The 24531-nt window shown below is 52.1% G+C and carries 22 protein-coding genes and 2 riboswitches; of the genes, 13 read left to right on the top strand and 9 right to left on the bottom strand.

Annotated elements, in window-relative coordinates:
- Window positions 1–233 precede the first annotated feature (233 nt).
- Window positions 234–746: a GNAT family N-acetyltransferase gene (locus tag OGX81_RS20880; RefSeq protein ID WP_101744396.1), complete on the top strand. Its 513-nt coding sequence runs from the start codon at window positions 234–236 to the stop codon at window positions 744–746.
- Window positions 747–1087: 341 nt separating this feature from the next.
- On the opposite strand, the gene OGX81_RS20875 is transcribed toward OGX81_RS20880, so the two are convergent.
- The gene (locus OGX81_RS20875; RefSeq protein WP_104868672.1) at window positions 1088–1867 is read right to left on the bottom strand and encodes an HAD-IIB family hydrolase; all 780 of its coding nucleotides are present in this window, start codon (window positions 1865–1867) and stop codon (window positions 1088–1090) included.
- A gap of 202 nt (window positions 1868–2069) precedes the next feature.
- Window positions 2070–2144, top strand: a riboswitch (Fluoride riboswitch).
- A gap of 236 nt (window positions 2145–2380) precedes the next feature.
- On the opposite strand from OGX81_RS20875, the gene OGX81_RS20870 reads away from it, so the two are divergent.
- Together OGX81_RS20870 and eno are read left to right on the top strand one after the other, a co-directional pair.
- Window positions 2381–2809, top strand: coding sequence for a universal stress protein (locus tag OGX81_RS20870; RefSeq protein WP_012132409.1), 429 nt, complete (start codon window positions 2381–2383; stop codon window positions 2807–2809).
- Between the two features lie 15 nt (window positions 2810–2824).
- Window positions 2825–4111 carry a phosphopyruvate hydratase gene (eno, locus tag OGX81_RS20865; RefSeq protein WP_012132408.1) on the top strand — a complete coding sequence of 429 codons (1287 nt, stop codon included), beginning with the start codon at window positions 2825–2827 and terminating at the stop codon, window positions 4109–4111.
- Here the strand turns inward: eno and OGX81_RS20860 are convergent.
- Window positions 4108–5643 carry a MutS-related protein gene (locus OGX81_RS20860; RefSeq protein ID WP_104868671.1) on the bottom strand — a complete coding sequence of 512 codons (1536 nt, stop codon included), beginning with the start codon at window positions 5641–5643 and terminating at the stop codon, window positions 4108–4110. The two genes, eno and OGX81_RS20860, sit on opposite strands and share 4 nt — an antisense overlap.
- Window positions 5640–7199 (bottom strand): MutS-related protein, encoded by a 1560-nt coding sequence (locus OGX81_RS20855; RefSeq protein ID WP_104868670.1) that lies wholly within the window; start codon window positions 7197–7199, stop codon window positions 5640–5642. The genes OGX81_RS20860 and OGX81_RS20855 overlap by 4 nt, the downstream gene beginning before the upstream one ends.
- Window positions 7200–7249: 50 nt before the next feature.
- A riboswitch (Fluoride riboswitch) is annotated at window positions 7250–7312 on the bottom strand.
- A gap of 75 nt (window positions 7313–7387) precedes the next feature.
- Between OGX81_RS20855 and OGX81_RS20850 the strand changes: the two genes are divergently transcribed.
- Window positions 7388–8710, top strand: a complete 1323-nt coding sequence (locus OGX81_RS20850; protein ID WP_049011696.1) for a glycoside hydrolase family 10-like protein — start codon at window positions 7388–7390, stop codon at window positions 8708–8710.
- 40 nt (window positions 8711–8750) lie between these two features.
- Here OGX81_RS20850 and OGX81_RS20845 read toward each other — a convergent pair whose 3' ends face one another.
- The 3 genes from OGX81_RS20845 to OGX81_RS20835 form a co-directional block, all read right to left on the bottom strand.
- Entirely contained in the window at window positions 8751–10019 is a 1269-nt protein-coding gene (locus OGX81_RS20845) for a type II toxin-antitoxin system HipA family toxin (RefSeq protein ID WP_104868669.1), read from the bottom strand.
- Window positions 10012–10326 carry a helix-turn-helix domain-containing protein gene (locus OGX81_RS20840; RefSeq protein WP_047463672.1) on the bottom strand — a complete coding sequence of 105 codons (315 nt, stop codon included), beginning with the start codon at window positions 10324–10326 and terminating at the stop codon, window positions 10012–10014. Before OGX81_RS20840 ends, OGX81_RS20845 begins: the two co-directional genes overlap by 8 nt.
- 205 nt (window positions 10327–10531) lie before the next feature.
- The gene (locus tag OGX81_RS20835) at window positions 10532–12475 is read right to left on the bottom strand and encodes a methyl-accepting chemotaxis protein (RefSeq protein ID WP_104868668.1); all 1944 of its coding nucleotides are present in this window, start codon (window positions 12473–12475) and stop codon (window positions 10532–10534) included.
- Window positions 12476–13201: 726 nt separating this feature from the next.
- Here OGX81_RS20835 and OGX81_RS20830 point away from each other — a divergent pair.
- The 7 genes from OGX81_RS20830 to OGX81_RS20800 are packed head-to-tail and all read left to right on the top strand — an operon-like array spanning window position 13202 to window position 20135.
- On the top strand, window positions 13202–14074 hold the full coding sequence (locus OGX81_RS20830; protein ID WP_104868667.1) for a MurR/RpiR family transcriptional regulator: 873 nt from the start codon (window positions 13202–13204) through the stop codon (window positions 14072–14074).
- 14 nt (window positions 14075–14088) lie between these two features.
- Window positions 14089–14676: a D-alanyl-D-alanine dipeptidase gene (gene ddpX / locus OGX81_RS20825; RefSeq protein ID WP_012132398.1), complete on the top strand. Its 588-nt coding sequence runs from the start codon at window positions 14089–14091 to the stop codon at window positions 14674–14676.
- Between the two features lie 16 nt (window positions 14677–14692).
- Complete coding sequence (locus OGX81_RS20820) at window positions 14693–16255, top strand: ABC transporter substrate-binding protein (RefSeq protein ID WP_104868666.1); 1563 nt, start codon at window positions 14693–14695, stop codon at window positions 16253–16255.
- Window positions 16256–16299: 44 nt separating this feature from the next.
- A complete protein-coding gene (locus tag OGX81_RS20815; protein WP_012132396.1) occupies window positions 16300–17322 on the top strand; it encodes an ABC transporter permease in 1023 nt (340 codons plus the stop codon).
- Entirely contained in the window at window positions 17319–18215 is an 897-nt protein-coding gene (gene ddpC, locus OGX81_RS20810; protein ID WP_012132395.1) for a D,D-dipeptide ABC transporter permease, read from the top strand. The genes OGX81_RS20815 and ddpC overlap by 4 nt, the downstream gene beginning before the upstream one ends.
- On the top strand, window positions 18212–19198 hold the full coding sequence (locus OGX81_RS20805; RefSeq protein ID WP_104868665.1) for an ABC transporter ATP-binding protein: 987 nt from the start codon (window positions 18212–18214) through the stop codon (window positions 19196–19198). Before ddpC ends, OGX81_RS20805 begins: the two co-directional genes overlap by 4 nt.
- Window positions 19191–20135 carry an oligopeptide/dipeptide ABC transporter ATP-binding protein gene (locus OGX81_RS20800; protein ID WP_104868664.1) on the top strand — a complete coding sequence of 315 codons (945 nt, stop codon included), beginning with the start codon at window positions 19191–19193 and terminating at the stop codon, window positions 20133–20135. Before OGX81_RS20805 ends, OGX81_RS20800 begins: the two co-directional genes overlap by 8 nt.
- Before the next feature lie 102 nt (window positions 20136–20237).
- Here OGX81_RS20800 and osmC read toward each other — a convergent pair whose 3' ends face one another.
- Entirely contained in the window at window positions 20238–20669 is a 432-nt protein-coding gene (gene osmC / locus OGX81_RS20795; protein WP_012132392.1) for a peroxiredoxin OsmC, read from the bottom strand.
- A gap of 169 nt (window positions 20670–20838) precedes the next feature.
- On the opposite strand from osmC, the gene sra reads away from it, so the two are divergent.
- A complete protein-coding gene (sra, locus tag OGX81_RS20790) occupies window positions 20839–20982 on the top strand; it encodes a stationary-phase-induced ribosome-associated protein (RefSeq protein ID WP_024130331.1) in 144 nt (47 codons plus the stop codon).
- Between the two features lie 173 nt (window positions 20983–21155).
- Window positions 21156–22853, top strand: a complete 1698-nt coding sequence (gene maeA, locus OGX81_RS20785; RefSeq protein WP_012132390.1) for a malate dehydrogenase — start codon at window positions 21156–21158, stop codon at window positions 22851–22853.
- 137 nt (window positions 22854–22990) lie between these two features.
- Here the strand turns inward: maeA and fdnI are convergent, their stop codons facing one another.
- Window positions 22991–23647, bottom strand: coding sequence for a formate dehydrogenase-N subunit gamma (gene fdnI / locus OGX81_RS20780; protein WP_012132388.1), 657 nt, complete (start codon window positions 23645–23647; stop codon window positions 22991–22993).
- On the bottom strand, window positions 23640–24524 hold the full coding sequence (fdxH, locus tag OGX81_RS20775; protein ID WP_012132387.1) for a formate dehydrogenase subunit beta: 885 nt from the start codon (window positions 24522–24524) through the stop codon (window positions 23640–23642). Before fdxH ends, fdnI begins: the two co-directional genes overlap by 8 nt.
- Between the last annotated feature and the right edge of the window lie 7 nt (window positions 24525–24531).

Below are 24531 nucleotides of genomic sequence, written 5' to 3'. Positions count from 1 at the left end.
TTAAAATAATAACGACAAGGATTTAAACGAGTAATATCGGTATGTTTATGTGAGTAAGCGACAGGTTCCTTAGTATGTTAACAACAACTGATGGATGTACCCGATGAAAACATTATATATTAACCATAGCATATTTTAATCTTGCTACAGCACTTCTGAGCGCTTTGTGATAAATATCATATTCAGCATTATGTTGTGCGTTAACTTAAATTTAAGTCGTTTCAGGAGAGTGTATGAACTTGACCATACGTTATGCTGTACCTGCCGATACCCTGACATTGCAAACGCTGGGGAAGTCAAGTTATTACCATCATTTCAAAGAGTTATGGGATTGTCCTGTAGAGCTTCGACAATTTATTGACAGTGAGTACGCGCCGGACCAACTTGAAAATAGTTTAAATGATCCGTCAGTCACCTGGCTCATTGCGGAAAGCGATAAGCCAGTAGGTTTTGCAAAGATAAGCTGGGACCGTCCAGTTAGCGGTGGTAATCACTCAGGAGCGCTCTTAAACAAACTGTATTTTGCACCCGGAGAAACCGGTAAAGGATATGGCCGAATTCTTTTCGAAAAAGCTATCGAGATAGCAAGGCATAAGGAGCAGCATTTTTTCTGGTTGCAGGTTCTTAAGGGTAACGACAGCGGGCGTCGGTTTTATGAATCCCTGGGGATGCAGCATCTGGCGGATGAGGAATTCACAACGCCTAAGCAAAAAAGCGTGTTACATGTATTCGGAAAATGTATTTAGACATCGCGGGAAGTGCCGGAGCTGTGAAACAGAGCCCCAGAATCAACGGAGAGTCGTGCTGGAGAAAGTGATTCAGAGACTATAGCGGCCAGCACAAGGATGACTACAAAACCACAGATTTTCCCTTTATCCCCTTTGGTGCGCATAATGTATATTATGTTAAATTGAATTTATGACGCCCAATACAGGCTTACTCCCTTGACTCATAACGCATCCCTCGCCTTTTTATGCATACCTTCCATCGTGTCCTGTGTGAATTCTGCAAACTGTTGGCGGTTATCCTGCGTCAGATTTCACGTAGCGCACGCATCCGGCCACAGTGACCGGACCTGCGTTTCTCATTACCTGGCGGCAATAACCGCATCTGCAATTTCCACAAAACCAGCACCTCCCGGGCCACGGGTAATCCACTGCGGAGGTTTCGGGATTTGATCAAGGTAATCTGATACCGTGCTCACTCCAACCGTATGTTCAAAGAATGAAAACATCGGCGCATCATTCGTCGAGTCGCCGCTATACAATACGGCAGAACGTTCGGCATCAATGTCGAGATCGTAAAAATCCCTGAGCACTCGTCGGGCCATAGATAACTTGTTATATTCTCCAGACCAGCCAAGAATCCAGAGATTGTTTACGGTGGTTGTAGCGCCTGCTTGCGTCAATGCGTTAAGTATTAATGAACACTGATGGGTTTCTGGCGGTTTAGCAAAGGCAATGGACGTCATCCTGAAAGGTTGATCGTCGGCAAAATGAGCGGCAGGAATTTCCCTTTTTATCTGTTCCCCAATTTGCGTCAGGCGCTCAGCGACGTCAGGATATTTTTCTGTGCCGTGCCAGAAGAAACGCTCAATGCCATGACCGTCATTTCGCCTTCTGAAAAACACACCGCCATTTTCACCAATGACGCCATCAACTGGCCACATCCGTGCCATCTGGTCGCACCAGCCTGCGGGCGCGGCTGTGACCGGTATCACCTTTACTCCCGCGTTCTGCAACCGTTCCAGCGCCAGATAGGTTTCAGCCGCAAGGCGCCCCTTGTAAGTCAGCGTTTCATCCATGTCTGTGAGAACAAAACGCACATGTTTAAATGTTGACGAATCTGCGGAACAGATCTCTTTCATAAGCACACTCGAAGACTTGTAGATACAGTAACTGTCTATAATTAAACGACTTATGGAATTGTTAAAGTCAAAATCGTACTAAGTTATAATTTTTATTGCGTTATTTACGCCGCAGATTTCGTTGACTACCCTCTCCTTCTTCGCGATCCATGCGCAACAGATTTACTTCTCATTGATTTCCGCCTGAACCTGCTATACGCTTAGTTCACAAGGTGATGGTGTTCCACCTTTCCCAACCGCCGGTTCGCTCGAATCGGATGATGACGCCTGATATACAACTGTTGCTGTTTTTCTTAGGCATGTATGTCGGGTATCGCTATGAATAGTAAAACAACCACTTCATTACTTCCTGAATCTCATCTTTTTGAAAAGAAAGATGTTATCCATGCCTTTGACTATCACAACATCAGCAACAACGTAGCGCTCACTGGCTCTTGTTATGTCCATCGGCCCGTCTGCAACACATTGTTCATTTGCGATGCTGAACGTTTCTCATTACTTGAGAGGTGGCGTATGCATATGTACAAACACGCATTATTACTGGTCCAGAATGAAATCGATGGTGTGCTGTTGCTGCACCATGCTGAACGTCTGGCAAAAGAAATGGGGACTCAGATCACCCTCGGGCATATCAGTTCTGATTACCGGGAGCTGGATTACACGAGTGATGCTTTAACCCGGGATCGGCAATCACATGAAGTGATCGAGGCCAAAGCGATGCTCAGTCGCCTGGCGGAATCCAGCAGTATTCATGTGCAAGTGAAATCAATTATCAGCATTCAACGTTTCAAAGACGTTGAAGCGGTTATCCAACATGAGGATATCGACCTGGTCATGCTGGGTCATAAGAATCGCCTGTTTGGGGTTTTTTCCTCGTTCTCTTTTGAGTTCATCAATCATCTCTCGGTTGATGTGCTGATTAAACATATATCCACTCCATAAAATAAGGTCATTTCTATGAGCTATGAAATTGAACGTGTGATCGCAAGAGAAATTCTGGACTCCCGAGGTAATCCGACCGTTGAGGTCGAAGTCTCCGCCATCGGCGGCGGTGTTGCGCGCGCGTCAGTCCCTTCCGGTGCCAGTACCGGTTCGCGCGAAGCCATTGAGCGCCGTGATGGAGATAAGTCGCGTTTTGGCGGCAAAGGTGTATTGGGCGCGGTTCAGAGTATCAATACTGAGATCGATAATGCGCTGCGGGGATATGATGTCCGCCGCCAGAAAGATATCGATAACCGCCTGATAACTCTTGATGGTACGGAAAATAAAAGTCGTCTTGGGGCCAATGCTATTCTCGGGGTATCGCTTGCCGTGGCGCGTCTGGCCGCGCAGCTATCAAACATTCCGCTGTATCGTTACCTCGGCGGCGTTGGCGCTAACCTCCTCCCGGTTCCTTGTATGAATATCATCAATGGCGGCGTTCACGCTCGCTGGCAAGGCGCCGATTTTCAGGAGTTCATGATTGCCCCCTGGGGCGCAAGCTCTGTTCGGGAAGCCATTCGCTGGGGTAGCGAGGTGTATCAGAATTTACGTCAGGTCTTACTGGAGAAAGGTTTGTCTACTGGTGTGGGCGATGAAGGTGGATTCGCGCCAGCCGTCTCGTCAAACCGGCAACCGCTGGAATTGATTGTCGAAGCGATCGAAAAAGCCGGTTATAAACCCGGCGAGGATATTGTTATTTGCATGGACCCTGCATCCAGCGAATTTTATTCAGATGGAAAATACACCCTGCGCAGCGAAAATGCGCAATTCAGTGCGGAAGAGATGACGCGCTATTATGAGCGGCTGGTCAACGAATTCCCCATTGTTCTGATTGAAGATGGCCTGGCTGAAGATGACTGGGCTGGCTGGCGAATTCTGAGTGATACGCTTGGCAATAAGATTGAACTGGTGGGTGACGATCTTTTTGTGACTAACGTAAAATATATCCAGCGAGGAATTGATGAAAATCTGGCGAATGCCGCACTGATCAAATTGAACCAGATTGGTACGTTAAGCGAGACAATTGAAGCGGTTCAATTGTGTCATGATCATCACTGGGGCAGCTTTATCTCACACCGTAGCGGAGAAACAATAGACAGTTTCATTGCTGATATGACGGTAGGCTTACGCGCCGGACACCTCAAAACGGGAGCGCCAAGCCGTGGAGAACGCATCGAAAAATACAATCAGCTAATGCGTATTGAAGATGAACTTGGCGATGCCGCTGTTTTTGCCGGTAAATCTGCCTTCAGAAAAGGTTAACGCTCTGAAACCTCTCCCGTATTCCGGTATACGGGAGAGGCATCAAAAACATCCCGGTACAAATCTTCGCCATAACTGATATCCAGAGGCACGCCTTCTGCTATTTTGTATGTCCTTTCTCCATCGTCGCGTCGTTCGGCGCACAAGTATACCGTGTCCTGGCGATCCTCCTGATAAAACGAACATGCAAATTCCGCAGTATGTGTAACAAAAAAGAGCTTCACGTTGCTTTCTGCCAGTGCGGTTACCACGCCTCTGATGATTTCGGCCCCTTCCCGACTGTTTGTCGCAGAGAACGATTCGTTAAACAGCACCAGGTCATCACGTTGTAGAGCATCAACAATGTCACTCATTCGTCGGAGCTCTTCATCCAGCTTTCCGCTGACCATATGGCTGTCTTCTTCACATTTGTAATGCGTGAATATCTGCCGACAAAGATCTGCGCTATAACATTCAGCAGAAACGAACATCCCCGTCTGCATCATTATCTGCGCCAGCCCGATACTGCGTAAAAACGTGGATTTCCCTCCCTGGTTTGCGCCAGTGATGATAAAAGTATTTTTATTATCCGTTCTTAATGTGTTGCTAACGATTTCCCGATCCGATGTCAGTGCAAGGCAGGGATCAAAGAGTGCCTCAAACACATGATGGCGTTCTCTTTGATATATCGGGACAGGAAAGCACAGTGGAATATTGCGTTTGTTTAAGGCCCGCGCAAGATTAAGGCATGAAATATAAAATCCTAATTCAGTGCGCAGTGACTTTAGAAAATTAAGCAAATGCTCGGTGGATTGCGCCATTGCGTTGGCGATCAATACGAGCCCTTCATCCTTTAAGTCGCTTAATGCCCTGAAGCCATTTTCATCACGCGCGGCTAGCTGTACGGTGTAATGCGCTGGCCTTTTTGTCCAAAGACGCCGGAACCATCCTTTTTGCGGGGGATTGGGCCGCCTGAGTACATAGTCCTTGCCCTGATTACCCTGCCCTAATCGCGCGCTGATTAATACGCCTTTTTTGAAAGTCATCTGCTTCAGATGTCTTTCAATAGTGCTCATATAATCATCATTTAACTCCTGAACAAGCATCGAGAAAAGACGGACCATCCCCGGAGATTCAACGTGATGGATGTTTTCTTGTGCGATAATTTTTATTTTCTGTAAATAGGTCATCAGGAATTGGGTAAACGAGAGAGACTGATGCAGCACAGCGGAAGGATAATGACCAAAAACGCCGTAGTGAAGTTTCTCCTTTTCCATTTGCAGACATTCAACCACCACATTATAGAATGTTCTGATAACGTCCTCGTTATACAGGCAATCCCGCAGAATAGCCTGCCTGTACTCAATGTCAGGAATGCCTGATAGCAGCACAGAACATGCCTTCCTGACGACGGAATAAAGAAAATCATCCCCATCAGACAACGCATGAAACAACACCGCCAGCTCCAGATCTTTCATGGCAAATTTGATGTTCTCTGGAATATTATCGTCAACGATAAAATCGTTATCTTTATACATCAGATACGCGTTCATCCGTTTAACCTCTTTTTTATCTGCTCATATGTCAGCCCATGCTTTATCACCAGCGTCGTTGACCATGCGATACCATCGGCCGGTTTCCTGGTGATTTTATAGGTTCTTAATGCCGCATTATTATGCTCAACCGTACTCATTAAGCTGACGATGGACGGATCTAATGCCGTAAGCTCGTCGATAAACGTTACGCAGACACAAAGCGCATCGAGCATGACTATTTTCTTGATTACCCGTGTTCCCAGATAAATGGCGTCCCGCGATGTGGTTGACGTAAAAATCTCATTCATGATAATCAAACTGTGTGATGTGGCAGCATCAAGGATCGCTTTTATTCTCACCAGGTCGTCATACAGTTTTCCCCGAAGGTTATAAATATTTTCGCTTTTCTCAAAATGCGTAAAAATAGTGTCTGTCAGAAAGAGCTTTGCCTGCCTGGCAGGGACATAAATGCCCAGCAAGGCAAGAAAATGCAGTTGCCCTATCATGCGGGCAAAGGTGGTTTTCCCGCCCTGGTTGGGGCCCGATATGACGAAAATACGTTCATGCTCCTGGAAGCTGAAATCATTGCAGACAACCTTCTCCTTTTTCTCAAGGATGACCTCTGCAAGCGCGAGATCGAAAGCCGCAACAGCCGAAATAGCCTTTTCATCTCGTTGTACCTCCGGGATACAAAATGGCAGCCCTTTCTGCCGAAATTTTTCAATGTATTCCACAACAGCCAGATAAAACTGCACTTCACGTTCAAAAAGATCCAGCGTGTTATCTCTGTAGCGTTTGTTGGCATCTATAAACACATCAAGTTGATGAAACTCGGTGGGAAATAGTCTGGCAACACAATCCAGAACTTGTGCTTCAATATGGTTCATCCCGAAGCTGTGATGTCTACTCTCCACCTCGACATTCACATCATGCTGCTTAAACTTTGAGAACACATCGAGGATCTCATCGCTATAGTTTTTCTCGTGGTGATACTGTTCAACAATAATGGTGTCGCCTTTAATTTTCAGGACGTACTGAACCGCCTCCAGACTTTTTCTTATCATAGTGGCGGTTGAATATAACCCGGTAAAATTTTCACTCTCGATATACTGACGAAGATAATGCCTGAAATTAATCATACCGTCGGAAGACAAAGACAGCGGCGCTATACGCTCATACAGCGCCGTAACGGCCTGGCAATACAACAAAATGCACTCAAGCTCCCAGCGCCGCTGTTGATAGAAGTAAAACCGGTTTGTTTTTTCTTCTGAAATCTCCCTGATATTCTTCATCTCTGCGGAATATGCCATTAGCGCCTTATAGAGCGCGTGTATTGTCACATCCTGAATAATTTCCTGTCGATAGAGGATATCCTCCAGACATTCAAGTGGTGAATAAAAGAAAGCGCTGATGCCGTACTCTTCCCGTCCCTGAACAATGCGATCGACGATTTTATCAAGATTCAGATCGACAAAATATGCAGGAGCACGATCGCCCGAAGGGGGTGTATGACGACGACCAGAGGCATACAAAACGGTAATAAATTGCAGCGATGTTGTTGAGGTACGGCGCATAATGACTCCTACACAATACACGTTGACTTGTCCACGCGGGGCAACGTCCAGAATGTGCAGGCATCATCAGCCAGAGGGCGGTTATGAGGAGGAATGCCATCTCCTGTAAAAAACGTAGCAATGAACTCTGTAATTAGCCAGATCTCGTGTAAGATTTTTTGGATTAACCAAACGGAAAATTGGCAAATATGATCATCAGCTCTCGTCACGCTCGTCTTGTCAGCAAAGTAAAAAAACGGGCTACGCTTGTCGCCACCGCGTTTTTACTTGCCAGTTGCGCCTCAAAACCTCCCGTTTCGCTGGTTACGCCCCCTTCTTCCGCGACGCCAGCCCCATCCCAGAAAAATCAGCAGCCGGTTCGTGGTATCTGGCTGGCAACCGTTTCGCGCCTTGACTGGCCTCCGGTCAGTTCCGTGAATACGAGTAATGCGGCGGTTCGGGTGCGTCAACAACAGAACGCGTTGATCGAAAAGCTGGATAAACTAAAAAGTCTGGGAATCAATACCGTGTTTTTCCAGGTCAAGCCGGATGGAACGGCGCTCTGGCCGTCAAAAATTTTACCGTGGTCAGATATGCTGACCGGAAAGATTGGTGAAGATCCGGGCTACGATCCGCTACAGTTTATGCTTGATGAAGCGCATAAGCGGGGAATGAAAGTACACGCCTGGTTTAACCCCTACCGCGTATCAGTAAACACCAAACCGGCAACGGTGGCGCAGTTAAACGCGACGGTGACGTCAAATCCGGCGAGCGTGTTTGTGCTGCATCGCGACTGGGTGCGCATCTCTGGAGACCGTTTTGTTCTTGATCCCGGCATTCCTGACGTCCGGGACTGGATCACCAGTATCGTGGCGGAAGTGGTCACACGTTATCCCATCGATGGCGTACAGTTTGATGACTATTTCTATACCGAAACGCCAGGCTCCACGCTTAACGACAATTCCACCTTTGCCCGATATGGTCAGGCGTTTGCCTCAAAAGCGGACTGGCGGCGACACAATACGCAACTGCTGATTGAGCAGGTGTCCCGCACGGTCAAAAACCTGAAACCGGATGTTGAATTTGGCGTCAGCCCCGCAGGCGTATGGCGTAACCGCTCGCATGATCCGGCAGGTTCGGATACGAGGGGCGCGGCGGCGTATGATGAATCCTATGCCGATACTCGCCGCTGGGTGCAACTGGGATTACTGGATTACATTGCGCCGCAGCTCTACTGGCCCTTTGCGCGTGACGCGGCCCGTTATGATGTGCTGGCGAAATGGTGGGCGGATGTGGTGAAACCCACGAATACCCATCTCTATATTGGCGTGGCGTTGTATAAAGTCGGCGAACCGTCAAAGAATGAGCCGGACTGGATGATTAATGGCGGCGTCCCGGAGCTTAAGAAGCAACTGGATCTGAATGAATCCGTCTCACAAATCAAAGGCACAATCCTGTTCAGAGAAAGCTATCTTGATCGACCGCAAACCCAGCAAGCGGTGAACTATCTGAAAAGCCGGTGGGGAAGCTAACCTCCCCACGCCCTCTTGTTCCGTGAGACTGACTCAGCCGTCATCCCTTCAGGCGGCTGATATTCCCATCAATTTGCTTTTGGATATAGTTCAGCGTGTCGCCCGTGATTTGCCCCGGGTAGAGGTCGGTAGCAATTGCGCTGAACGTCGCCGCAACGTCGCAAATAGTCGCGATGATCTCCGCGACTCTGGGGGCTGGCAATTCGGCTTCCTGTTCACCCAGCGCCTGAAGATGCTTTCTTTCAATATCCAGAGCTTCACCCATCACATCCATCTGATGATAGCCGCCAGGACCATCGCAATAGGTCACATCATAGGCGGGCGCCAGGGTCCATTGCCCATCTGCGGACATCAGATAAGCGAAGTTCTTAGGATGATCGTCCCGGTTGTTGAACGCGACATTAAAGACCACTCGTTCGAAGGCAAGCGCTTTTTCCCGAATATCGTTGGTGCATATTTGCGTCGCACGTAAAAAACTTCGGTAGTCGAGCGAACCAGGCGTCTGGTAATTCGCGCCAGTGAAGGCGGCCAGACTTTGCATGGGCACGCGCATCCCTTGTTCACGATCAAAACGGCGGGTGGCGAATGCCGCTTGCCCTTCCGGCAAGGCGAAATACGTAACGTCAGGCGTCTGGATGCCGCATTTGCGCAGACACGCTGAATAGACGGCTTCGATGGCGCAGACCTCGGCATGTTCCTGTCTGGCCGGGAATTTGACCAGCCAGCTTTCCGCGCCTGCTAACGGCGAGGTTGTGAATTTTGACGTGACAGTGTCACGGTAGAGTAATGCTTTTGGCCGTGCCCCCTGTGGTGAACCGCCCATTTGCAATAATTTTTGCAGGAACTCCCCGCCTTCTCCGCTCAGAACCTCCTGCACCTCTGCGGCCAGCTGCACCAGAGGGATCTCTTCTTGCGAGGTAAGTTCGGCCTCAGCCTGTACCGGCTGGAATGTCATTGCCCCCATTGCGTTGCCGCCCACCCAGGTAAGCCGCTCCAGGGGGCCAATTCGGGCGGCATTGAGTCCTCTGCGTTTGAATAAGCGATCCATCAGCAGCATTCCCCAGCCATCAGGCAGAGCGTCGTAAACCGGCCCCGGAAGATGTAATTGATGAGCCGGAAAGTCCCTGCGTAATCGCGGCCCCTCAAGCGGTAATGTTAAGCGGGATAGCTCAAAACCTTTGCGAACGGCCTCGTCACTGTATTCAAAGGCGATGACTGGCCGACCGGTCAATGCCGTTGATGAGACCAGCTTGCCCCAGAGCCATCGTTCCCCCCATCCTTCATAGAAGACGTCTATCTGCTCAGGCATCGCTATTTTTCCTCTTCACCCGCTGACGCGTCGCGCTCTTCTCATAACGTAAGATATCATCCAGGCTATCAATTTTGGGCTTGAACAGCGCTTTCAACGCGTCGCCATAACCTAATACCACCGCCACTCTGACCAGATTCTCGAAGCCCACATTTTTGCCTGCTTCAAGGTTTGAAACCGTATTGACGCCAACTCCCGCCCGGGCGGCCACGTCAGCCTGAGTCATCTGTTTTGCCAGGCGTTCTTTGCGTAACCGGTCGCACAGCAGCGTAACAATCTCGGCTGGAGAACTAAGGGTTAAATCCATCATAGTGTCCCTTATCGCAATATTTCTGACGTAATACACAATATTATAGAGTTAATGTGCAACGAAGGCAAAAAGCATAAACCACTATATAATGGAGTTATTGCCTATTCATGGAGATAAAACACTAAATAATGGATTTAGTTATCTGACTGACGCAAGCAGAACGTCTGCAATTTGCAGACGTTCTGTGAGGGAGAGAGAAAAATTATGCCGCGGTGGGTTCAGGCAATCTGAATGAAGAGACCAGCAGCGCCAGTTGTTCAGCCTCTTCTTTCAGGACCTGGGTTCGCGCAGCGGCATCATCAATCAGCGACGCGTTCTGCTGAACCGTACTGTCCATTTCGGTTACTGCCAGCGTAACCTCAGAGACACCTTTACGCTGTTCTTCACCCGCCACGCGAATTTCACCCATCAATTGTCTGACCTGACGCACGTTGCCGACCAACTCACCAAGACGATCCCCGGCGTTATGGATCTGCTGACTGCTACTGTCTACGTGTGAGACCGATTCATCGATTAACGCTTTGATCTCCTGTGCGGCGGTGGCGCTGCGCTGTGCCAGCGTGCGCACTTCAGAGGCGACGACGGCAAATCCGCGACCGGCATCACCCGCTCGTGCGGCTTCCACCGCCGCATTCAGCGCGAGAATGTTGGTCTGAAACGCGATGCTGTCGATAACGGCGACAATTTCCACCATCCGGCCGGACGACGCGCTGACGTTATCCATCGTGGAAATCACGCCCTGCATGACATCGCCACAGCGGTTAGCCGTTTGCGCCGTGTTTTCGGAAAGCTCATCGGCTAACTGTGTATTCCCGGTATTTTGATGAACGGTCGCATTTAATTGCTCCATCGCCGACGCGCTTTCCTCCAGCGCGGCAGCCTGCTGCGTTACGCGGGAGGATAACTCCATATTACTGTCAGCCAGACTGACGGCGTTATTCGCAACCACCACGCTACTGCTGCGAACGGTAATCAGGATCGCGGATATTTTGTCCACAAAGAGGTTAAAGGCCTGAGCAATATCGGAAATCTCATCTTTACCCCGGACGTCCAGGCGGCGAGTCAGGTCGCCTTCGCCCTGGGCGATATCATCCAGCGCGCGACGCGTATCGTCCAGACGAGAGATAAGACGGCGCACCACCAGCCAGGAACCCACCAGCAGAATGGCCATGATCGGAATTAGCACTTCCAGTACATCCTTCATCATCACTTTTGCCAGTCCGACAACGCGTTCTTCAGGCGTCACCAGCCCAACGATCCACCCGGTATCCGCCATCGGGAAAAGCATCACCCGGGAAGGCCCGTCCAGTATGCCGTCGTGTGCAAGGGGAATGGTGGCGACATCGGCCGAGGCATTCAGCGTTTTCAGCGATCCGGCTACCGGGGCGAGCCAGTCAGAGGCTTTGACCAGGTCAGTAAACGTTTTAAACTGCGCGTGATCGGCCTGCGGGAAATAGAGGATTTGCCCCTGTTTATCCACCACAAAGGCGTAACCGCCTGTGCTGTTCCCCTGCTGTTGCATAAAGGTGGCGACGTTATCCAGTCGGATATCGGTTGTGGCGACGCCGGCAAATTTCCCTGCCAGTTGATAAGGAATGCTACAGGTCACCATGTTAACCCCGGAAATCGTATCCTGGTAAACATCAGACCAGACGCAATTGTTCTGTGAGTGCCCTTTCGCCTGGAGATACCAGCTTTCGTTATGATAACCGCTTCCTCCGGCAACGTTGTAGTCGTCGGAAAAGATCAATTTCCCTTCTGCATCACGCGCCCAGAAGAAACTGCGTCGCTCAATGCCGGGCGTAAAGGCATCCGGCTCCGGCCAGATGCCGCCGCCGGTAATGATGGAATCATTCTGTTCGCCAATAAGATGCGGAACGACATGCTGGTATAGCGATTCGTCGTTTGGCAGCACTTCGGCAAGGCGCGACAGGCTAACCGTTTCACCTTCAATACGCGATAAAACAGTACCTAACTGGCGAGTCAGTCCTTGCCCTGTCTCCTCTATCAGGGCGGAGTTGATCTCAACAACGCGCGGCTGACCGCGCCAGAGCATAATGGCAACAATAACCAGCGTGGTCACTGCAAGCAGCGCAATCCCCCCAATCGTCAGACGGGTGGAAATACGTGATGGATACCAGACCATACAAACCCCTTATGTAAACGACTCTCTTTTATTCAGTATCGGCACACAAATTTATATCTTTATGCGGTTTTATGGTTCGTTAAGAAATATTAACACGCTCTTAAATGTGACGTTGTCACTAATAACAAAATCCTGCACTTTCAGATGATTTAAATAGCGTGATAAGTTTATTTTGAATATTATTTTTAATGCGTTGTTTTAATCACTTACGCGCCAGGCCTTGTGTTCTCCTGGTTGTGCCGCACTTCATAAGTCAGAGGGTTTTACGCTTCGCCTGCCTTCATACGTTGCTACAAACCTGTCTGTTATAAAAGAATAATTAATATCGCGTTGTATTTTAATGCGTAAAATGAACAGATTACTTGCCTGATGAATATTTATTAAATCTACAAAAATAATACACCGTTCTTTCCGCCGATAAATAATGTGTTTCGCGCTTTTATATTTTTCTGCTATCCACGCTGGCGCTTGTCATTTTTGACCCTGCAATTTCTGGCATCACAATGTGATCCCTGCGACGGATTCGACACATTCATGCCCTCTCTGACGATCGCTGCACCAAAAGTGAACTAATCTGCACGAATGTTGATCATTCGTTAATTAAATATCACTTTAATTTAACAAAAAAGACGGCGATGCCGTGGTTTCCAGGTTGGCATGCGTCCTGCATTGTTAATTCAGTAACAGCGGAACGCTCTCTGACAGCTCACTAACAGCGAGACGGTAATGACATCAAAACCTGAGTTATTTGCCCGAATTGAGAAGAGTTTTAGCCAGCATACGCCCAGCGAAAAGCGCGTTGCAGGCTGGCTGTTAGCGCACGCGGCGCAGATACCGTTTGAAACGGCAGACGGTATCGCCAGAGCGACAGGCACCAGCGGCATCACGGTGGGACGTTATTTACGGAAGCTTGGTTTTCGTAATCTTGAGGACGCCAAGGCCAGCCTGCGGGAACTGCCATCCGTGCCCTATCAGCCCTGGGGGATGAATGAACGCCTTGACTCCTGGCAACAGCAACAGCAGCAGCGGCTGCCCGACAGAGCGCGTCAGTCGCTGTCGCTGGAAATTGATGCCATCACCCACGTCTATCAGCTGGCGCAAAGTGAAACGTTCTTGCGAATCGCTCAGCAACTGGCGCATGCGGAGGCCGTGTATGTTCTGGGGATTCAGTCCACGCGCGGCATTGCTAACGCCTTTTTCAGCCACCTGGAATACCTGCGGCCCAAAGTCAGTTATTCCGAAGGGCTATCCGGGAGCTGGGTTGAGTCGTTGAATTCCGGGTTCGCACGGCCATATGTGGTGATCACGGATACCCGCGCCTATTCCGCCGCTGCCCGTCAGTATTGTCGCGTTGCCAGCGAGCGGCGCATTCCGCTGGCGTTAATCACCGATGTCTGGTGTCCGTGGGCCAGAGACTACGCCATCGACTTATTGCAGGTAAAAACCGACACCGGGCACTTCTGGGATTCACTCGCCCCCGTGAGCTGCCTGTTCAACTTATTGCTGTCAGGCGTGGTGGATCAACTGGGCGATACGCTTGCTGAACGGCTGCGAACCAATCGCCAGCTGCAACAAGAGTTTGGTCAATTCGAACAATAAACAGGAAACGTGCTATGTCAGAAACCCCTGAACTGGTCGATCTGTCAGTGATTTTCCCCTCGCTGCATATCGATCTCAAATACGCCACCGCCGATAACCTCACCGGCGCGCCCATTTACCGGGAGGCCCGTTGCCTGTTGCATACGGATGCTGTCACCGCGCTGGCGAAAAGTATCAGCATCGCGCAGCTGGCAGGGCTGTCTCTGGTGGTATACGACGCCTATCGTCCGCAGCAGGCGCAGTCGGTTCTGTGGCATGTCTGTCCCGATCCGCAATACGTGGTGGATGTAGCCATCGGTTCAAACCATAGCCGTGGTACGGCAATTGACGTCACTCTGATGGATGAGCATGGCAACGTGCTTGATATGGGGGCCGGTTTTGATGAAATGCACGATCGCTCGCACTCGTATCACCCTTCTGTTCCACCCGCAGCGCAACGTAATCGATTGTTATTGAACGCTATTATGTTTGGCGGTGGTTTTGTCGGCATCACCAGTGAATGGTGGCATTTTGAATTGCCGGACGCGGCCAGCTACCCCTTGCTCGACGACTGCATTGCCTGTTTCCCGGCATCACGCACAACAACACAACCCTCCCTGTAAATGATGGAGCACGGTCATGAAGACAACATACGCTTTAACTTCGCTGTTTCGTCCCGCCCTGATTGCCGTGGCACTGGCTGTTGCCCTGCCCGCCGCTCAGGCGGCTGTACCCAAAGATATGCTGGTGATTGGTAAAGCGGCCGATCCGCAAACGCTTGATCCTGCCGTCACTATTGATAACAACGACTGGACGGTGACCTACCCGTCTTATCAACGCCTTGTGCAGTACAAAACCGAGGGAGGTAAAGGTTCGACGGAGGTTGAAGGCGATCTGGCGAGCGACTGGAAGGCCTCAGACGATCAGAAAGAGTGGACGTTTACCCTTAATAAAGATGCCCGATTCGCTGATGGCTCGCCCGTTACGGCAGATGCGGTGCAACAATCTTTTGCGCGTCTGCTGAAAATTGGGCAAGGCCCGGCAGAAGCCTTTCCAAAAGATTTGAAAGTCGAAGCCGTCGATGACTATACGGTGAAATTTACGCTGAGCCAGCCGTTTGCGCCCTTCCTGTACACGCTGGCGAATGACGGCGCCTCCATTATTAACCCGGCGGTTCTGAAAGAACATGCCGCAGATGATGCGCGCGGTTTTCTGGCGCAGAACACCGCAGGTTCCGGCCCGTTTATGCTGAAAAGCTGGCAGAAAGGACAGCAGCTGATTCTGGTGCCGAATCCGCATTATGCGGGAGCCAAACCTGCCTTTAAGCGCGTGTCGGTAAAAATTATTGGTGAGAGCGCTTCCCGCCGCCTGCAATTGTCGCGGGGAGACATCGACATTGCCGATGCTCTCCCGGTAGACCAGCTCAACGCGTTAAAACAGGAAGGGAAAGTCAACGTGGCGGATTACCCTTCGCTGCGCGTGACTTATCTCTATCTGAACAACAGTAAAGCGCCGCTGAATCAGGTGGATTTGCGCCGGGCCATTTCATGGTCAACGGACTATCAGGGCATGGTGACGGGTATCCTCAGCGGTAACGGCAAGCAGATGCGCGGCCCGATTCCTGAAGGTATGTGGGGCTATGACGCGAAGGCGATGCAGTACAGTTTTGATGAAGCGAAAGCTAAAGCCGCCTGGGAGCAAGTCGCGACCAAGCCCGACAGCCTGAGCTTCCTCTACTCTGATAACGATCCAAACTGGGAGCCGATTGCGCTTTCCACGCAGGCCAGCCTCAGCAAGCTGGGCATTAAGGTGAAGCTGGAAAAACTGGCGAATGCCACCATGCGCGACCGGATCGGCAAAGGTGATTACGACATTGCCATCGGCAACTGGAGCCCGGACTTCGCCGACCCGTACATGTTCATGAACTACTGGTTTGAGTCTGATAAGAAAGGCCTACCGGGTAACCGTTCGTTTTATGAAAACGCCGGGGTCGATAAACTTCTGCGCAGCGCGCTGACCACCACCGATCAGGCGGCCAGAACGAAGGATTACCAGCAGGCGCAAACCATCGTGATTGATGAGGCCGCCTACGTCTATCTCTTCCAGAAAAACTACCAACTGGCGATGAACAAAGAGGTCAAAGGCTTTGTCTTCAACCCCATGCTGGAACAGGTCTTTAATATTGGCGCCATGAGTAAATAAGCCACGTTGATGCGGGGCCGTTATGGCTCCGCAAGGGGAAGCCTATGACGTTCTGGAGCATTTTACGCCAGCGATGCTGGGGACTTATTCTGGTGGTCGCCGGTGTTTGCGTAATTACGTTTATTATTTCTCACCTGATTCCTGGCGACCCTGCGCGACTGCTGGCCGGCGATCGCGCCAGCGATGAGATTGTCGAAAACATTCGCCAGCAGCTGGGGCTGGATCAGCCGCTGTATGTGCAATTTTTTCGCTATGTCAGCGACGTTTTTCACGGTGATCTGGGCACGTCTATACGCACTGGCCGCCCGGTAATGGAAGAGTTGCGCGTGTTTTTCCCCGCCACGCTTGAACTGGCCTTCTGTTCCCTGCTGCTGGCGTTGGTGATCGGGATCCCGCTGGGGATTTTATCCGCCGTATGGCGAAACCGCTGGCTGGACCATCTGGTGCGGCTGATGGCGATAACCGGCATCTCCACCCCGGCGTTCTGGCTGGGGCTGGGCGTTATTGTTCTGTTTTACGGACATCTGCAAATTCTGCCCGGCGGCGGAAGGCTTGATGACTGGCTGGACCCGCCCGCCCACGTTACCGGGTTCTACCTGATTGACGCGCTGCTGGAGGGAAATGGCGAGGTCTTTTTCAACGCGTTACAACACCTTATTTTACCGGCGCTGACTCTGGCGTTTGTCCACCTGGGAATTGTCGCCCGTCAGATTCGTTCCGCCATGCTGGAGCAACTCAGCGAGGACTACATTCGCACCGCGCGTGCCAGCGGTCTGCCTGGCTGGTACATCGTGCTCTGCTATGCCTTACCTAACGCCCTGATTCCGTCGATTACCGTTCTGGGGCTGGCGCTGGGCGATTTGCTGTATGGCGCCGTGCTTACCGAGACGGTCTTTGCCTGGCCGGGAATGGGGGCCTGGGTGGTCACCTCTATTCAGGCGCTGGATTTTCCGGCGGTGATGGGATTCGCCGTAGTGGTCTCTTTGGCTTATGTGCTGGTAAACCTGGTCGTCGATTTACTCTATTTGTGGATCGATCCCCGAATCGGTCGCGGAGGTGCTGAATGATGTTAACGCAAGAGACGCCCGCCCCGTCGCAGACCGCCCGCCGCCGGATCGACTGGGCAAAACTCTTCTGGCTGATGAAAAGCAGCCCGCTGACGCTGACTGGCGGCGTGATTATCATCCTGATGTTGCTACTGATGGTGCTGTCGCCCTGGATAACGCCTTACGATCCTAATGCCATCGATTTGACCGCGCGCCTGCTTGCGCCCTCTGCGACGCACTGGTTCGGCACTGACGAAGTGGGACGCGATCTGTTCAGCCGCGTACTGGTCGGCAGCCAGCAATCCATTGTCGCCGGGCTGGTCGTCGTAGGGATTGCCGGTGGAATCGGCTCCTTGCTTGGCTGTCTGTCCGGCGTCATGGGCGGGCGCGCCGACGCCATTATTATGCGCCTGATGGATATTATGCTGTCGATTCCTTCGCTGGTGCTGACGATGGCGCTGGCCGCCGCGCTGGGGCCGAGCCTGTTTAACGCCATGATGGCGATCGCCATTGTCCGTATTCCTTTTTATGTGCGCCTGGCGCGAGGGCAAACGCTGGTCGTGCGCCAGTTTACCTATGTACAGGCTGCCCGAACGTATGGCGCTTCTCGCTGGCACCTTATCAGCTGGCATATCTTACGTAATTCGCTGCCGCCGCTTATCGTGCAGGCGTCGCTGGATATTGGCAGTGCGATCCTGATGGCCGCCACGCTGGGCTTTATTGGCCTTGGCGCACAACAGCCCTCCGCTGAATGGGGCGCAATGGTGGCTATTGGTCGTAACTATGTCCTCGACCAGTGGTGGTATTGCGCCTTTCCTGGGGCGGCGATCCTGATTACCGCTGTCGGGTTTAACCTGTTTGGCGATGGTATTCGCGATCTGCTTGACCCTAAAGCCGGAGGAAAACAGTCATGACCCAACCCGTGCTGGAAATTGAGGATTTACACCTGAGCTTTCCGGGTTACAAAGCCGATGTTCACGCCCTTAACCACGTATCGTTGCGTATCGACCGGGGCGAAATCGTCGGCGTGGTCGGCGAGTCCGGGTCAGGTAAATCCGTCACCGCCATGCTGGCAATGCGGCTGCTGCCGGAAGGCAGCTATCACATTCATCAGGGCCGCGTATCGCTGCTGGGCGAGGATGTGCTGAATGCCAGCGAAAAGCAGATGCGTAAATGGCGCGGCGCGCGCGTGTCGATGATCTTCCAGGAGCCAATGACGGCGCTGAATCCCACCCGGCGCATTGGGCAACAAATGGTGGAAGTCATTCGCCATCATCAGGCGGTGAGCCGCCTGGCGGCGCGGGAGAAAGCCATCGCCCTGCTGGAAGAGATGCAAATTCCCGATGCGGCGCAGGTTATGGCGCGATTTCCGTTTGAGCTTTCCGGCGGGATGCGCCAGCGGGTGATGATCGCGCTGGCATTCTCCTGCGAGCCGGAGCTGATTATTGCCGACGAACCCACTACCGCGCTGGACGTCACGGTGCAGCTACAGGTTCTGCGTTTGCTGAAACTAAAAGCGCGAGCCAGCGGTACTGCGGTGCTGTTTATCAGTCATGATATGGCGGTGGTATCGCAGTTGTGCGATCGGCTGTATGTCATGTACGCCGGAAGCGTGATTGAGAGCGGCCCCACGCAGACGGTTATTCGCCGCCCCACGCATCCCTATTCCATTGGTTTGTTGAAATGCGCGCCGGAACACGGCGAACCTCGCGCGCCGCTGCCCGCGATTCCAGGGACGGTGCCTAACCTGACCTGTCTGCCAACCGGATGCGCCTTCCGCGAACGCTGTTTTGCCGCCGGGACGCTGTGCGAGGCCGTCCCGGCGCTGGAGAATCATGGCGAACCTGAACAACAATCCGCCTGCTGGTATCCACAACAGGAGATGACGCATGTCTGACATATTGCTCTCGTTACGGGATGTCCATATCACCTTCCCCGCCCGTAAAAACTGGTTGGGTCGGGTGACGGAGCGCGTTCATGCCCTGAACGGTATGGATTTGCAGATTTGCCAGGGAGAAACGCTTGGCATCGTGGGGGAATCCGGCTGCGGGAAAAGTACGCTGGCGCAACTGCTGATGGGAATGTTAAAACCCAGCCACGGCGAGTGCTCGCGGCCTGGCGTTGCGCGCACCGGCGCCAACAGCGGGATGCAGATGGTCTTTCAGGACCCGCTCTCTTCGCTGGACCCCCGATTACCCGTCTGGCGGATTATCACCGAGCCCGTCTGGCTCCAGAAGCATAACAGCGAACGTGAACGGCGGACGCTGGCGGAGGAACTGGCCTTACAGGTTGGCATCCGGCCTGAGTACCTCGACAGGCTTCCCCATGCGTTTTCCGGCGGACAACGCCAGCGCATCGCCATTGCCCGCGCCTTATCGTCAGAGCCGGACGTTATCGTGCTTGATGAACCGACTTCCGCGCTGGATATCTCCGTGCAGGCGCAGATCCTGAATCTGCTGGTTGCGCTACAGACGCGCCGTAAACTGACGTATGTGCTGATTTCACACAACGTGTCGGTTGTGCGGTACATGAGCGATCGGGTGGCGGTGATGTATCTCGGGCAAATTGTTGAACTGGGCGACGCGCAACAGGTGTTGACCACGCCTGCGCATCCCTATACCCGGCTGTTGCTGGATTCCGTGCCGAAAACGGGTGCGCCGCTGGCCGAAGACCTGGTGTTGCGCAAAACGGAATTACCGGGGAACCGCCACCTGCCGCAAGGGTGTTATTTTCGCGATCGCTGTCCGCTGGCAACCCGTGGCTGTGAAAAACCGCAGGCATTATTGACGCGGGGATCGGAGAGCGACGTTCGCTGCTGGCGAGCGGTGGAGTAAGAGCCAGACAATCGCCCGGTGGCGCTGTCGCTTACCGGGCCTACAGAATGTTTTGTGGAGCCGACCCGACGCTCAATCACCGGGCCGTCGAGATTGATGCCGTTATGACGTCAACTGATAATCCAGCGTGATTTCTGCTTTCAGCACCTGCGAAACCGGGCACCCGGCTTTCGCTTTCTGAATAATGCCGTCAAAGGTGGACGCATCAATGCCGGGTACGGCCACTTCACTGTGCAACGCAATTTTCGTGATCGCAAAACCCGCGTCGACTTTATCCAGTGAGACATCGGCTGTCGTGTCAATTGACGATGGGGTAAAACCCGCTTCGCCCAGCATCAGCGAAAGCGCCATCGAGAAACAGGCCGCGTGGGCCGCGCCGATCAACTCTTCCGGGTTGGTTCCTTTTACGCCTTCAAAGCGTGTATTAAAGCCATAGGGTTGTTGATTCAACACGCCGCTTTCGGTCGATACCGTACCTTTTCCACCTTTAATATCGCCTTCCCAGTGTGCCTGACCTTTCTTATGGATTGTCATTCTTGCTCTCCTGTTGGCTCAAAACAGAAAGTATAGACCAACTCTGTTACACGCGTTCGGTCGCCTTCCGGGGAAAACCTGCTATGCTGTACCAGCAACCTAAGGGGTTACGTTTCTTTCGCAATTGCGAATTTGTCCTTAAAACTAGCAACAGGATTGAGGAGTTAAAATGAAATCGAACCGTCAGGCCCGTCATATTCTTGGACTGGACCATAAAATTTCCAACCAACGCAAGCTCGTGACCGAAGGCGACAAAGTCAGCGTGGTCAACAACCCTACTGGCAGAAAACGTCACGCTGACAGCCAAAAGTAAGCGCCCTGTTCTGATATGACGATAAACACCATTGCAACCGCAATGGTGTTTTTGCTTACAAAAGCCTGGATTCATTCACAATGCTTTATACTCTTTGCCCGACGCCCTGGTGAAAACCTAAGTACGCCCATAAAACAGCACCAGGAACGGATATTCGAAAAAGAGTGAGTGACATGGAAACCAAAATCAAGAAACAGCGTTCCCTTTATATTCCTTACGCTGGCCCTGTGCTGCTGGAATTTCCTCTCCTGAATAAAGGAAGCGCTTTCAGTATAGAAGAACGCCGTAACTTCAACCTGCTGGGGTTACTGCCGGAAGTGGTCGAATCGATTGAAGAACAGGCGGAGCGCGCCTGGATCCAGTATCAGGGATTCAAAACGGAAATCGATAAACATATCTATCTGCGCAACATTCAGGATACCAACGAAACCCTGTTCTACCGACTGGTGCAAAACCATCTCGATGAGATGATGCCGGTTATCTATACCCCAACGGTGGGCGCCGCCTGTGAGCGCTTCTCTGAGATCTACCGTCGCGCGCGCGGCGTGTTCATCTCTTATCAGAACCGCCACAACATGGACGATATCCTGCAAAACGTGCCTAACCACAATATCAAAGTGATTGTGGTGACGGACGGGGAACGCATCCTCGGTCTTGGCGACCAGGGCATTGGCGGAATGGGGATTCCAATCGGTAAACTGTCGCTGTACACCGCCTGTGGCGGCATCAGCCCGGCCTATACCCTGCCGGTGGTACTGGACGTCGGCACCAACAATCAGCAGTTGCTGAACGATCCGCTCTATATGGGCTGGCGTAACCCGCGCATCACCGATGACGAATACTATGAATTCGTCGATGAGTTTATTCAGGCGGTGAAACAGCGCTGGCCGGACGTCTTGCTGCAATTCGAAGATTTCGCGCAGAAAAACGCGATGCCGCTGCTTAATCGCTATCGCGATGAAATCTGCTCTTTCAACGATGATATTCAGGGAACGGCAGCCGTGACCGTCGGTACTCTGATTGCCGCCAGCCGTGCGGCGGGCAGCCAGTTGAGCGAGCAGAAAATCGTCTTCCTTGGCGCAGGTTCTGCCGGTTGCGGGATCGCTGAACAGATCATCGCGCAGACCCAACGCGAAGGGCTCAGCGAAGAAGCCGCTCGCCAGAAAGTGTTTATGGTGGATCGCTTTGGTCTGTTGACGGACCAGATGCCTAACCTGCTCTCATTCCAGACGAAGCTGGTGCAAAAACGCGAGAACCTGCAACACTGGGACAGCGAAAGCGAAGTGCTCTCCCTGCTTGATGTCGTGCGCAACGTGAAGCCGGACATTCTGATCGGCGTGTCGGGGCAAACCGGACTCTTTACTGAAGAGATCATTCGCGAGATGCACAAGCACTGCCCACGTCCGATCGTGATGCCGCTGTCTAACCCGACGTCCCGCGTTGAAGCCACGCCTCAGGACATCATCGCCTGGACCGAAGGCAATGCGCTGGTCGCGACCGGCAGTCCTTTCGCGCCGGTGGCCTGGAAAGATAAAATTTACCCTATTGCGCAATGTAATAACGCCTACATCTTCCCGGGGATCGGCCTGGGCGTGATTGCGTCCGGCGCGTCGCGTATTACCGACGAAATGCTGATGTCGGCAAGCGAAACGCTGGCGAAATACTCTCCGCTGGTGCTCAACGGCGAAGGTCTGGTATTGCCGGAGCTGAAAGATATTCAGACCGTGTCGCGAGCGATTGCCTTTGCCGTGGGTAAAATGGCGCAGCAACAGGGCGTGGCGGTAAAAACGTCCGCAGAAGCGCTACAGCAAGCCATCGACGAGAATTTCTGGCAAGCGGAATACCGCGATTACCGCCGTACCTCTATCTGAGTGTTTGCCCGGTGGCGCTACGCTTACCGGGCCTGTGTTTTATACGGTTGTCGGCCGGATAAGCGCAGCGCCATCCGGCATTCTGTTGGCAAAAAAAAAGCGCTACAGACGTAGCGCTTTTGTCTTTTGAAAGCGGGTTATTGTAATCCCTCTTTGCTTTCCTTTTTCGCTTCGACCTTCTCGACGTCGCGATACCAGCGCGGGTGGTGTTTCTTCGCCCAGCGGCGACTCACTTTACCTTCGATCATCCCTTTAATCGATCCTTTCACCCAGAATGCCATATACATATGGATGAGGATGGCGTGCATCAGGATGATGCCTGCCGCCGCATGGATCAGCAGGCTGTAACGCACGACCTGCATCGGGAAGAACTGCGCAAAGTACGGACGCCAGATAATCACGCCCGTCACCAGCAGCACGAAAATCATGCTCATGATCGACCAGAACATCATTTTCTGCCCGGCATTGTACTTACCGACATCGGCGACTTTGTGTTCATTGCCCTTCAGAACTTCCACAATATTTTTCAGCCACGGAAGATCTTTCTTGTCCGGGATGTTGTGGTGTACAAAGCGCACAAACATGAACATCAGTGCGACAAAAATCGCTACGCCGAAGAACGGGTGCAAAATACGCCCCATCTGCGGCGTCCCGAAGGTTTGCGTCAGCCATTGCAGCGTCGGGAAGAAAAACGCAATTCCCGACAGCGACACCAGGAAGAAGCAAATCACCACCGTCCAGTGACAGGCGCGATCGATAAATTTCGTGCGCACAATCATTTTCGACTTACTCATGATGGTCCTCCTCTTCATCGTCCACTTCCTTGTTCGGGCCAATACCAATATAGTGATAGATAAGCCCGGCGAAGGTGGCGATAAACCCGGCGGCAGCCAGAGGTTTCAGCGCCCCTTTCCACAAGTTGATAGAGGTATCGATCTGTGGATCTTTCGGTAAGCCGTGATACAGCTCCGGCTGGTTCGCGTGATGCAGAACGTACATGACGTGCGTACCGCCCACACCTTGTGGGTTGTAAACACCGGCATGTTCGAAACCGCGCGCTTTGAGTTTCTCCACGCGCTGCTCCCCCATCTCCAGCATCTCTTTCTTGGTGCCGAAATGGATTGCCCCGGTCGGGCAAGTTTTCACACAAGCCGGTTCCTGACCGATACTGACGCGATCCACACACAGCGTACATTTATAGACGCGGTTGTCCTCTTTATTGAGGCGCGGAACATTAAATGGACACCCGGCGATGCAGTAGCCACAGCCAATACAATGTTCGGACTGGAAATCAACAATCCCGTTAGCGTACTGGATGATCGCGCCGGCAGACGGGCATGCTTTCAGGCAGCCCGGATCTTCACAGTGCATACAGCCGTCTTTACGAATCAGCCATTCCAGCTTGCCGTTCTGTTCGGTTTCGCTAAAACGCATCACCGTCCAGGATTTCGCGCTGAGATCGGCCGGGTTGTCATACACCCCGACGCAATGACCCACCTCGTCACGAATGTCATTCCACTCGGAACAAGCCACCTGGCAGGCTTTACAGCCTACGCAGGAGGAGACGTCGATCAGTTTTGCGACTTCCGCTTTATAATCACGCGCCTGGGGAGGCGGCGTGATCGGGTTTGTTGCAGACCGTTTGATGATGTCCTGCGTTTCCAAAGACATATGTTCG

The organism is Citrobacter sp. CK206, assembly GCF_030333125.1.
Taxonomy (GTDB): Bacteria; Pseudomonadota; Gammaproteobacteria; order Enterobacterales; family Enterobacteriaceae; genus Citrobacter_B; species Citrobacter_B koseri.
The sequence above is the reverse complement of the archived record's forward strand: the minus strand, read 5'-3'. Positions and strand labels throughout refer to the sequence as shown.

Bases quoted from the DNA above. Each gene is read 5' to 3' on its own strand.
- OGX81_RS20880 (WP_101744396.1), top strand. From the start codon at position 234: ATGAACTTGACCATACGTTATGCTGTACCTGCCGATACCCTGACATTG.
- OGX81_RS20875 (WP_104868672.1), bottom strand. From the start codon at position 1,867: ATGAAAGAGATCTGTTCCGCAGATTCGTCAACATTTAAACATGTGCGT.
- OGX81_RS20870 (WP_012132409.1), top strand. From the start codon at position 2,381: ATGCATATGTACAAACACGCATTATTACTGGTCCAGAATGAAATCGAT.
- eno (WP_012132408.1), top strand. From the start codon at position 2,825: ATGAGCTATGAAATTGAACGTGTGATCGCAAGAGAAATTCTGGACTCC.
- OGX81_RS20860 (WP_104868671.1), bottom strand. From the start codon at position 5,643: ATGAACGCGTATCTGATGTATAAAGATAACGATTTTATCGTTGACGAT.
- OGX81_RS20855 (WP_104868670.1), bottom strand. From the start codon at position 7,199: ATGCGCCGTACCTCAACAACATCGCTGCAATTTATTACCGTTTTGTAT.
- OGX81_RS20850 (WP_049011696.1), top strand. From the start codon at position 7,388: ATGATCATCAGCTCTCGTCACGCTCGTCTTGTCAGCAAAGTAAAAAAA.
- OGX81_RS20845 (WP_104868669.1), bottom strand. From the start codon at position 10,019: ATGCCTGAGCAGATAGACGTCTTCTATGAAGGATGGGGGGAACGATGG.
- OGX81_RS20840 (WP_047463672.1), bottom strand. From the start codon at position 10,326: ATGGATTTAACCCTTAGTTCTCCAGCCGAGATTGTTACGCTGCTGTGC.
- OGX81_RS20835 (WP_104868668.1), bottom strand. From the start codon at position 12,475: ATGGTCTGGTATCCATCACGTATTTCCACCCGTCTGACGATTGGGGGG.
- OGX81_RS20830 (WP_104868667.1), top strand. From the start codon at position 13,202: ATGACATCAAAACCTGAGTTATTTGCCCGAATTGAGAAGAGTTTTAGC.
- ddpX (WP_012132398.1), top strand. From the start codon at position 14,089: ATGTCAGAAACCCCTGAACTGGTCGATCTGTCAGTGATTTTCCCCTCG.
- OGX81_RS20820 (WP_104868666.1), top strand. From the start codon at position 14,693: ATGAAGACAACATACGCTTTAACTTCGCTGTTTCGTCCCGCCCTGATT.
- OGX81_RS20815 (WP_012132396.1), top strand. From the start codon at position 16,300: ATGACGTTCTGGAGCATTTTACGCCAGCGATGCTGGGGACTTATTCTG.
- ddpC (WP_012132395.1), top strand. From the start codon at position 17,319: ATGATGTTAACGCAAGAGACGCCCGCCCCGTCGCAGACCGCCCGCCGC.
- OGX81_RS20805 (WP_104868665.1), top strand. From the start codon at position 18,212: ATGACCCAACCCGTGCTGGAAATTGAGGATTTACACCTGAGCTTTCCG.
- OGX81_RS20800 (WP_104868664.1), top strand. From the start codon at position 19,191: ATGTCTGACATATTGCTCTCGTTACGGGATGTCCATATCACCTTCCCC.
- osmC (WP_012132392.1), bottom strand. From the start codon at position 20,669: ATGACAATCCATAAGAAAGGTCAGGCACACTGGGAAGGCGATATTAAA.
- sra (WP_024130331.1), top strand. From the start codon at position 20,839: ATGAAATCGAACCGTCAGGCCCGTCATATTCTTGGACTGGACCATAAA.
- maeA (WP_012132390.1), top strand. From the start codon at position 21,156: ATGGAAACCAAAATCAAGAAACAGCGTTCCCTTTATATTCCTTACGCT.
- fdnI (WP_012132388.1), bottom strand. From the start codon at position 23,647: ATGAGTAAGTCGAAAATGATTGTGCGCACGAAATTTATCGATCGCGCC.
- fdxH (WP_012132387.1), bottom strand. From the start codon at position 24,524: ATGTCTTTGGAAACGCAGGACATCATCAAACGGTCTGCAACAAACCCG.